Below are 10,475 nucleotides of genomic sequence, written 5' to 3' on the forward strand. Positions count from 1 at the left end.
ATTTGGATATTGCCTTTGCCCAAACACGCTTAAAAGAAGCGCAGGCAAACAGCCAATATGCGGAAGCGGATATGGGCGTGAATGTCGGTTTAAACGGCTCAATAAGTGGCGGGATCAGTAATATCAATAGCGGTATTATTAACCCGTCTTCCAGCCGAAGCGGTGGCGGATACGGCGGCTTTTCCGCCTCGTGGGAGCCGGATATTTTCGGGCAAAAACGCAGTGATGCCGATGCGGCTTACTATGCGGCACTCGGGCAGCAAGAACAGCTTTACGGCACGCAGTTGTTAGTTGCCAGCCAAATTGCCGATAATTACTTTAAAATCTTTGCCACCGAACAGCAAAAGGCGTTGATTTCACAAAACTTAACCGTGTTAGCCGAGTTGCAACGTTATATTCAAGGGCGTTTCAATGCAGGGCAAGCAACCGCCTATGAAGTGAATGAAATTGCGGCACAAATCACCGCACTTCAAGCCAAACAAACGACATTAACCGCACAAGCGGTCAGTTTTGAACGCAATATTGCCATTTTGCTCGGGCAAACGCCGCAAGGTTTTCATCTTGTAAAACAGGGTAATCCGCTGGCGAAAATCCCAAATCCGCCGGCAGGGCAACAACCAAGTGATATCATTAACCGCCGCCCCGATTTACGTGCCAACGCTCAACAAATTCGTGCTTATAGTGCGAAGCTTGCCAGTGCTAAAGCAGATCTTTTACCACGCTTTGATATTCAATTTCTCGGACAAGGCGGGCGAATTGGGCTGAATAATGATCTGTCGCATTTATCCGGTATCGGTAGTTTTATCAGCGCAGGCGTACAGTTGCCGATTTTTACAAATGGGCGGATTGAAGCCAACATTGATGCTGCCGATGCCCGTTTAAAAGGTGCGGTAATTCAATATGATAAAACCTTACTCACAGCGCTTGCAGAAGTGGATAACAGTTACCAAATGCAACAAAGTTTGGCACGCCAAACCGCATTACTGACGAAAACCGTACAACAAGCACAGAAACAGGCGAAAGACAGTCAGCTTTTATTCAAACACGGCGATAAAACATTGGATGTAGCACTACGAGCACAAATTTCCGTTTTGAATTACCAAGAACAGCTCGTGCAATCTAATTTAAGCGCAGCACAGAATATGATTAATTTATACAAGGCATTGGGCGGAGGGTGGCAATAGTGCTTTGAATGGAGAACGTCACATAGCAAGCGGTACGATGTGGCAAAAATTTTGCAAAATAGTATACAAATCATACCGCTTGCAGGCTAAGCTTCCCTATATTCGGTAATCACTCGCGGGGTGAGTTTGGTGATCAGCTCGTAATTGATCACGCCGATAGCATCGGCGACTTCCTCTATTAACAATTTTTCCCCCCACAGTTCGACTTCATCGCCGACTTTATCTTGGCTGTCGGCGCCGAGATCGACGGTCATCATATCCATCGATACCCGTCCGACAATCGGTACTTTGCGTCCGTTAATAAATACCGGCGTGCCTTCCGGTGCATTGCGGGGGTAGCCGTCGCCATAGCCTATTGCCACCACGCCGATTTTGGTCTCTTTGTCACTGACCCAAGCTCCGCCATAACCGACGGGTTCACCTGCTTTGTGCGTACGAACTGCAATGAGAGAGGAAGAAAGCGTCATAACAGGCTTGAAGCCTAAATCGGTAATCGGCTGACTGTGTGGTGAAATGCCATGCATGATAATGCCAGGGCGAACCCAATCATAATGCGCTTCTTTCCAATAAAGGATGCCGCTTGAGGCTGAAATGCTACGTTCCGCCGAAGGGTAGGGTTTGGTTGCCTGTTCAAAGGTTGCGATCTGTTTTTCGGTATAGCCGCAATCAGGTTCGTCAGCCCGGCTGAAATGGCTGACAAAATTGATTTTTTCGACCAACGGACAGGCGCTCAGGCGTTGGTAAAATTCGGTCACTTGCTCCGGATGGATACCTAATCGGTGCATGCCGGTATCGATTTTCAACCAAACGGTGACCGGGAAGTAAATTTTGGTTTTGCGAGACCAAAACCCTTTTGCTTGTTCTTCCTGCCATTCTTTTGAAACGACTTCAAATAGTTCCAATTGTTCAGTACAATGAACAACGGTATCAAAACGACGGGATAATGTTTTAAGCAATTCTTCCTTATCAAAGAAACCTTCTAACAAGACAATTTTGCCGGCATAGCCGCTCTCTTGAATAGTAAGCGCTTCTTTAATTCGGGCAACACCGAAGGCATCAACGTGATTTTCTAAATTACGGAGTACATGATGAATGCCTTGTCCGTAGGCATTTGCTTTAACAACCGCACAAATTTTACTTTGAGGCGTTAAAGATTTTATCAGCGCTATATTGTGTCGTAAGGCACTACCGTTAATCGTTGCGGTGGCAGGTTTCATAAATTTTTTACCTAGTCAGATAGAAAGAGTTTTGTAAATTTTAGCTGGTCTGATTATACGCTTTTGAACGTAAATTCCCTAGTAATTAGGTCAGAATTGGGTACTATATAAACATAATTTATTTACATGAAGGAGGATCTTATGGATTTTGAATTACCTATTGTGTCAATTATTTTTGTGCTGCTTGTTGTAGTCGTACTGTTTTCTACGATTAAAACTGTGCCGCAAGGATTTCATTGGACAATCGAACGTTTCGGACGTTATACCAAAACATTAACACCGGGTTTAAATATTGTTGTACCTTTTATTGACCGAGTCGGACGCAAAATTAATATGATGGAGCAAGTATTGGATATTCCATCGCAAGAAGTAATTTCTAAAGATAATGCTAGCGTTGCCATTGATGCAGTTTGCTTTGTTCAGGTGATTGATGCCCGCCGTGCGGCTTATGAAGTTAACCACTTGGAACAAGCTATCGTGAATCTCACGATGACGAATATGCGTACCGTATTAGGTTCGATGGATTTAGACGATATGCTTTCACAGCGTGATTTGATTAACGGACGCTTACTTGCAATTGTGGATGAAGCCACCAATATTTGGGGAGTAAAAGTCACTCGTATCGAAATTCGAGATGTTCGCCCACCGAAAGAGTTGGTTGAAGCGATGAATGCACAGATGAAAGCGGAACGTAACAAACGTGCCGATATTTTAGAAGCGGAAGGTATCCGTCAGGCGGAAATCTTACGTGCGGAAGGTGAAAAACAATCGCGCATTTTGAAAGCGGAAGGTGAGCGTCAAGAAGCCTTCTTACAGGCGGAAGCCCGTGAGCGTGCGGCAGAAGCGGAAGCCAAGGCGACTAAAATGGTATCCGAAGCGATTGCGACAGGGGATACCAAAGCAATTAACTACTTTATTGCTCAAAAATATACGGAAGCGATTAAAGAAATCGGCTCTGCAGAAAACAGTAAAGTCGTATTAATGCCATTGGAAGCGGGTAATTTAATCGGCTCTGTTGCCGGTATTGCCGAACTTTTAAAAGGCGATAAACAGTAAATATAAAATGCGATGATCTGCGTGTTGCAGATCATCTCCATTAATTTGCAAAATTTTATTAAAATCTCACCGCTTGCAAGTGGACATGGATTATCCATTTTTAGCAAGCAAAGGATATTAGAAGGGGGAATTTAATTATGGAATGGTTTTCAGGTTCAACCGCTTGGTTAATTTTGGGGTTTGGATTGTTAATTTTAGAAACAATCGTTCCCGGTATTTTTATTATGTGGTGGGGATTCGCTTCGATTATTGTGGCGGGCGTTCTTTATTTATTCCCCGGACTTGCTTTCTCTTTACAAGCCGCTATTTTTGCAATTTTAGCCATTACTTTCAGTGTGTTATGGTGGAAATTCCAACATAGTCGAGACAAAAAAGAAGACAAAAAAGCCGAACTCAATTTCCGCGATCATGCAATGATTGGTTCTCGCGGATCGATTGTTGAAATCTTAGATAACGGCGTTGCCCGAGGTAAGTTCGGTGATACTACGTGGCGGGTAGTCGGAGAAAACTTAAAATTGGGTGACAAGGTAAAAGTCGAACAAGTTGAGGGAATTACGTTAAATGTAGTGAAAGTCTGACATAACAAGCGGTACGATTATGTAAAAATTTTACAAAATTGTACCGCTTGCTGTTTTGTACTTTATTAAAATAACTTTAAGAGTATTTCAGCTCATTGGGTTACCATTTTGGTCCATGCTCCATTTTGAAACTAGAATTTCACAAGGCAGCCAACCAATTTGATTGTGATATTTCACCATCGCCCATCCATGATGTAATTCGATTAATTCAACTTCTTGATCTTCCTTTATCGTTAATTCGGTTGGATTATATTCTCTAATCAAAAAACTATTATTAAGAAAATGTAGAGGAATGTAGGTTTCTATATCTTCTATTTTGCATTTATACCAGTGTGGATATTCTTGACAAGCCTCAATTAATTCGACTTTTATTCCTTTTGGAAAAGATGAATAAGTTAATATAGAATGATGGCTTCTTATTGTTTTTAGTATTATTCTTTTCGATTTAATATCATTTCTTCTGAGTGGATCTCCTAGATAGATTTGCTTAATTTCGTGTAAATAAGGCGTTTTACAATATGCGAGGCTATTCTCAAGTAATAAAACTAATGGGATTATTTTCTTATTAATATTTTGGTTGTACCAATATTCTAATAAGTTTTTATCTATAATTAGTTTATTTTTAGGAATCAAGAAAATAAAAGCATTGTTTACACTAAAACGAATTTTTATAGAATAGAATTCACTTGCAATTTTTTTCATCTGTTTATCAATATCTAGGCTATGATTTTCCTCAGATATTTTTGAGATAGAAGTAACAAAAATGTAGAAATCGTTAGTTAGATTAATAATGGGATTTATATCTATTTTATATTGCGTAACAGTCGCTTCTCTAACATATTTTCGTTTTTGACTAATTAATTGATAAACTAACATTGCCGTATGATGTGAACCACCAGTTTGACTTCCTTCATATATTTTTAACCAATCATAATAAAAAACAGTTATTGGCTTTCCTAGTCTAAATCCTTCGCTTTCAATATGGAATATATTATCTTGAAAATCCTCTTCTGTTAATCCAGCCAAATTTTCTGCTGGATACATGGCTTTTCCCCAAGAATAAATATTACTAAACCAACTGCCATTAATAGATTCATACCAATTTTTAACAAAACCCTTAGAACAACTCAAACTATTTAATAAAGAGAAATCAAATTTTTCTTCTAAGGATACTGTTTTTATTATGCTATTGACAAATATTTTCTGTAATGATTTGGGTAATTTATGTATATTATATTCATTAAAGGTCTCTTCCCAATGAATAAGCTTTCCACTATCAGCGCTTAATTGATAAAATTTAGGTAATTCAATATTTAATTGATTTAGATAAGATAGTTGTTGGTTAATTTGATAATATCGTGTTTTCTTATAAAGAAATTTAATGAGTTTTTCTATTAAATTTTCTTTGTTTATTATTTTTTCCATATGCTATCTCCATTTTGTAAAATCTTATGAAAATAAGAACGCTTGTAAACTATTTTATCTCTTGAATACTATTCAAAATCCGCTTATCCGAAATCGGATATTTTGTGCCAAGCTGTTGGGCGAACAGGCTGACACGCAACTCTTCAATCATATAACGAATTTCCAAGACTTCATCTGAAATCGGTTTGGACTTTGGTAGTTTTGCCAACAGTTGTTGATAGGCATTTTGCACCTGTTCAACGCGTAACATTTTGGCTCGGTCGGCATTGCTATCTACCACCAACTTATCTAACCGCTTGTCGATAGCGGTAAGATAGCGGTGTAAATCTGCAAGGCGTTTGTAGCCCGTTTTGGTGACAAAATCAGGGTAAATCAAACCGTCGATTTGGGCTTTAATGTCTGATAGGGCAAATGCCATCGTGAAATCTAACTTACCTTTTAGACGTTTGTTGATTTCATAGGCAAGGGTGAGATTTTTCTCAACCTGTTTGGCTATTTCGACCGTGGTGTCGTTTAAATTCGCCCTAACGTAGTCGTGCAGGGAGTTAAATTTTTCTTCTGACCAAACAAAGCCACCAAACTCTTCCATCAACTTATCTACCGCACAGGCGATACAGTCGTCAATCAGTTCTAGCACCTTGCCGAACGGGGCAAAATATAAACCCAGTTTAGCCTTATTCGGCAGTTTTTCGTGCAGATATTTAATCGGCGACGGCACGTTTAGCAATAGTAATCGGCGTAAGCCTGCTTGCATTGCTTTGGCTTGCTCAAATTCCGTTTCAAACAGCTTGATCCCAACAGCATCTTTTTCATCGACAATCGCTGGGTAGGCTTTTACGCTGAAATGTTGTTTTTTCTGCTCGTAGCATTGTGGTAAATCGGCAAAATTCCACAAATGCACACCGCTTTGTTCAATTCCATCATCGGCAATATTAGAAAGCGTGCTTTGTACTTGATCTTTCAGTTGGAATTTTAATTCATCAAGGTTTTCACTTTCTGCAAGGCTTTTACCTTTTTCATCAATCACACGGAAGCTGATCCGCAAATGCGGTGGCAGTTGGCTTAAATCCCACTGTTCAGGTTCAACCAAAACCCCTGTCATTCGGCGAAGTTCATAACTTAGGCTTTCCAACAACGGCTTTTTAAATGGCTCTGCACGAGATAAAAACGCTTCCGCATAATTTGGTGCAGGTACAAAACTACGGCGAGTGGCTTTCGGTAGCGATTTAATCAATGCAATGATAAGCTCTTGACGTAACCCCGGAACGTGCCAATCAAAGCCGTGCGTTTCCACTTGGTTTAGCAACGGCAACGGAATATGTACCGTCACCCCGTCCGTTTGTGAGCCGATTTCAAACTGATAGCTCAACTTCAGTTTGAGCGAACCTTGATACCAGAAATTTGGGAAATCCAACTCGCTGACTTTGTTGGCGTTATCATTCATCAAGAATGATTTTTCAAAGTTCAGTAGTTCAGGATCTTTCTCGGACGCTTTTTTCCACCAGCTATCAAAATGCTTGCTGGAAACGACATCTGTGCCGATCCGCTGATCGTAAAATTCAAACAGCACTTGCTCGTCCACCAAAATATCACGGCGACGAGATTTGTGTTCCAACTCTTCGATCTCTTTGATCAAGCGGTTATTTTCTTTAAAAAATTTGTAATTGTTATGCCATTCGCCTTCCACCAACGCCGAGCGGATAAAAATTTCACGGCTGACAACAGGATCGATTGCCCCATACATCACAGGACGGCTGGCGACAATCGGAATACCGTAGAGCGATACTTTTTCATCGGCAACCACCGCCCCTTTCGATTTTGCCCAGCGTGGTTCGCTGTAACTGGATTTGGTTAAGTGTTTGGCAAGTGGCTCAACCCATTCAGGTTCAATCCGAGCCACCATTCGCCCCCACAATTTGGTGGTTTCAACCAATTCCGCCGCCATTACCCATTTCGGCTGTTTTTTGAAAAGCACAGAATTAGGGAATAGGTAGAAATGAGCATTTCTCGCCCCTAAATAGTGCATTTTTTCGTTATCTTTCAAGCCGATATGCGACAATAAACCCGATAATAAAGCGGTGTGAATTTGCTGATAATTTGCAGGTTCACTGTTAATCGGTAAGCCCATTTCACGCACCGCAAGGCGAAGCTGATGATAAATATCCTGCCACTCACGCACTCGCAGATAGTTGAGATAATCTTTTTGGCAGAGTTTGCGGAACTGATTTTTAGTGAGTTCCTTTTGTTGCTCTTGAATAAAATGCCACAGGTTCACAAAGGCTAAAAAATCGCTCTCTTTATCGGCAAAACGGCGGTGTTTATCATCTGCTGACTGCTGTTTTTCCTGTGGACGCTCACGGGGATCTTGAATAGATAATGCGGATACGATCATCATCACTTCGTGCAAACTGCCGTTTTTTACCGCTTCGATCACCATACGACCCAGACGGGGATCGATAGGGAGTTGGGCGAGTTGGCGGCCGATTTGGGTTAGTCGGAAATTTCCCTCCCCCCGTTTACGGGGGGAGGTGTCCGCAGGACGGAGGGGGGCATTCCCCCCCTCAGGGCTTTGCCCAGCTCCCCCCGTAAACGGGGGGAGCGAATGTTTTACATTTTCTATGGCTTCTAATTCTTCCAAAAGACGAATACCATCTTGAATATGCCGCTGATCCGGTGCATCAACAAACGGAAACGAAGCAATATCCGTCAGACCCAACGCCGTCATCTGCAAAATAACCGAAGCCAGATTTGTCCGCAAAATTTCAGGATCAGTAAACTGCGGACGGGCGTTAAAATCCTCTTCCGAATACAAGCGGATACATATCCCTTCTGAAATACGTCCGCAACGCCCTTTACGCTGGTTGGCGGAGGCTTGAGAAATCGGCTCAATCGGCAAACGCTGAACTTTGGTGCGATAGCTATAACGGGAAATACGAGCCGTTCCCGTATCGATCACATACTTGATATTCGGGATAGTCAGCGAGGTTTCCGCCACGTTAGTCGCTAGAATAATGCGGTTCAGGCTACTTGGGGTAAAAATGCGTTGTTGTTCTGCGGTTGATAAACGGGCATATAACGGTAGAATTTCCGTATGGCGAAGTTCTTGCTTCTGTAAGGCTTCGGCGGTATCACGAATTTCTCGCTCACCGTTCATAAAAATCAAAATATCGCCCCGACCTTCCGCTTGCAGTTCGTCCACCGCATTGAGAATGCCTTGTAGTTGGTCTTGATCTTCTTCCTCAACAAGCGGACGATAACGCACTTCCACAGGATAAGTTCTGCCCGACACTTCGATGATCGGTGCGTTGTTGAAATGTTTAGAAAAACGTTCCACATCAATGGTTGCCGATGTGATGATTACCTTCAAATCAGGGCGTTTTGCCAAAATTTGTTTGAGATAACCGAGAATAAAATCGTTGTTGAGCGAGCGTTCGTGGGCTTCGTCAATAATCAGCGTATCGTATTGATTGAGATAGCGGTCGTTTTGGATTTCGGCAAGCAGAATACCGTCCGTCATCAATTTGACGAGCGTGTTATCACTGATCTGATCGTTAAAGCGGACTTTATAACCGATAGTCGAGCCAAGTTCCGATTTCAACTCTTCGGCAATGCGTGTCGCCACCGAGCGAGCCGCAATACGTCTAGGTTGCGTATGCCCGATTAGCCCTTTCACCCCAAGCCCAAGTTCCAAACACATTTTCGGCAACTGCGTGGTTTTACCCGACCCCGTTTCCCCTGCAATCACCACCACTTGATGTTCGGCAATCAGTTTTAAAATTTCGTCACGGCGAGCAGAAACAGGCAGATCAGGGTACTCAATTTTTAGTTGTTCAGCTTGTTGTTTACGCGTGAGATAACGGCTTTTACAAGCGGTCAGATCCGTTTCAATTTCTGCAATAATGGCTTGTTTGGCATTTTCATTTTTGATATTGGAAATGCCGTGAATTCGAGAATGTAAACGGCGATAATCTAAATTGGTTATATCTTTTAATTGGGCTAACAATGCTTTTTGAGCATCATCAAGCGATCGGTTTTTTTTATTGTTTTGCAAATTTTGTTTCATTTTATCGCTGATATTTTATGGTATTTGATAATGCGCAAGATTGTACCATAGAACGAGGATTGGTTCAGGTTTTAGGCTTGCCTATATACGGTATAATCCCTACAATGACTTATACTTCAAAGAATCATAATTGCAAACAAACACGATGTCTCAAAATAAACTCACTTCAGAACAAATTGCCATTTTAGATTTTTGGCACAAAATTGAATTTTTCCTACCCTACGATCTGCAAGACGCACTTTCTAAAATTACAAAGAAAAAGCAGATTTACCAGCCTTTTTCCGCACAAGCTATTTCGACCTATCAAGCTGAAGATCTTTGGTTAAATCCTTATAAAGGTGAAAATGAAATTGTGGTGGGCTTCGATCTGTTTATCGGTATTTATGAAAAGGAGGAACTAGGGGTGCAGCTAAAAGAGATGCTTGCCTTAGGAGAGGAAAGCGACAATGTTCGTTTTATTGGAAATCAGTTGACTAAACGTAATTTCACTGAAGAAGGCAAGGGGTTAAGTTGTTGCGCCAAAATCAGTTTGGATGAATTGGGGCGATTAGATCCATATAAATCGGGTAATATTGAAGTTTCTACTGCACCGTGGGCAATAGGGCAAATCCGTCAGCACGGTGGAGATGTAAGCTGTCTTGATTTTGATAAATTTGATGGAGAAATGAAATTATTAAAAGATTTGTTGGCAGACTTTTTGAAAACGCAGATTGAACCGAAAGTTACTGAAGAAAATCCATTACCGGCTTTAAATGGTGAGAACATTGCAGAATTGGTGCAAATAGTGACAGATTGGATGCATTTCCAATCTGAACAAACAGGTTTACCCGAGCTTTATCTTTATCCACGTAAAGGAACAGTAAAACAAGAGAAAACAGGGAATAGTGAAATTGTGCCTTTTAGTGTAGAAGTTGAGCACATTCAAATTTCTATTATGAATAGCTTTTTTGCA

6 protein-coding genes and 1 pseudogene are annotated in these 10,475 nt (G+C 41.4%); 4 read left to right on the forward strand and 3 right to left on the reverse strand.

Going from position 1 to position 10,475, the window contains the following annotated elements:
• Positions 1-1,184, forward strand: a 1,184-nt coding sequence (locus ACEYJ7_RS06555) for a TolC family protein (RefSeq protein ID WP_373778276.1), incomplete at its 5' end; no start/stop codon positions are given.
• 86 nt (positions 1,185-1,270) lie between these two features.
• Here the strand turns inward: ACEYJ7_RS06555 and alr are convergent.
• Complete coding sequence (gene alr / locus ACEYJ7_RS06560) at positions 1,271-2,401, reverse strand: alanine racemase (RefSeq protein ID WP_373778277.1); 1,131 nt, start codon at positions 2,399-2,401, stop codon at positions 1,271-1,273.
• 141 nt (positions 2,402-2,542) lie between these two features.
• Between alr and ACEYJ7_RS06565 the strand changes: the two genes are divergently transcribed.
• Both ACEYJ7_RS06565 and ACEYJ7_RS06570 read left to right on the forward strand, forming a co-directional pair.
• On the forward strand, positions 2,543-3,457 hold the full coding sequence (locus ACEYJ7_RS06565; RefSeq protein WP_373778278.1) for an SPFH domain-containing protein: 915 nt from the start codon (positions 2,543-2,545) through the stop codon (positions 3,455-3,457).
• A gap of 137 nt (positions 3,458-3,594) precedes the next feature.
• Positions 3,595-4,035 (forward strand): NfeD family protein, encoded by a 441-nt coding sequence (locus tag ACEYJ7_RS06570; RefSeq protein ID WP_373778279.1) that lies wholly within the window; start codon positions 3,595-3,597, stop codon positions 4,033-4,035.
• An 87-nt stretch (positions 4,036-4,122) separates the two neighbouring features.
• Here the strand turns inward: ACEYJ7_RS06570 and ACEYJ7_RS06575 are convergent, their stop codons facing one another.
• Together ACEYJ7_RS06575 and hrpA are read right to left on the reverse strand one after the other, a co-directional pair.
• Positions 4,123-5,460 carry a hypothetical protein gene (locus ACEYJ7_RS06575; RefSeq protein WP_373778280.1) on the reverse strand — a complete coding sequence of 446 codons (1,338 nt, stop codon included), beginning with the start codon at positions 5,458-5,460 and terminating at the stop codon, positions 4,123-4,125.
• Between the two features lie 49 nt (positions 5,461-5,509).
• Positions 5,510-9,523 (reverse strand): ATP-dependent RNA helicase HrpA, encoded by a 4,014-nt coding sequence (gene hrpA, locus ACEYJ7_RS06580; RefSeq protein ID WP_373778281.1) that lies wholly within the window; start codon positions 9,521-9,523, stop codon positions 5,510-5,512.
• A gap of 145 nt (positions 9,524-9,668) precedes the next feature.
• Here hrpA and ACEYJ7_RS06585 point away from each other — a divergent pair.
• Positions 9,669-10,475, forward strand: a pseudogene (locus ACEYJ7_RS06585) (DNA helicase); the annotation flags it as partial.

It is taken from the genome of Glaesserella sp. (genome assembly GCF_041814905.1).
Taxonomy (GTDB): domain Bacteria; phylum Pseudomonadota; class Gammaproteobacteria; order Enterobacterales; family Pasteurellaceae; genus Glaesserella.

Excerpts from the sequence above, each read along its gene's own strand:
- alr (WP_373778277.1), bottom strand. The coding sequence starts at position 2,401 with ATGAAACCTGCCACCGCAACGATTAACGGTAGTGCCTTACGACACAAT.
- ACEYJ7_RS06565 (WP_373778278.1), top strand. The coding sequence starts at position 2,543 with ATGGATTTTGAATTACCTATTGTGTCAATTATTTTTGTGCTGCTTGTT.
- ACEYJ7_RS06570 (WP_373778279.1), top strand. The coding sequence starts at position 3,595 with ATGGAATGGTTTTCAGGTTCAACCGCTTGGTTAATTTTGGGGTTTGGA.
- ACEYJ7_RS06575 (WP_373778280.1), bottom strand. The coding sequence starts at position 5,460 with ATGGAAAAAATAATAAACAAAGAAAATTTAATAGAAAAACTCATTAAA.
- hrpA (WP_373778281.1), bottom strand. The coding sequence starts at position 9,523 with ATGAAACAAAATTTGCAAAACAATAAAAAAAACCGATCGCTTGATGAT.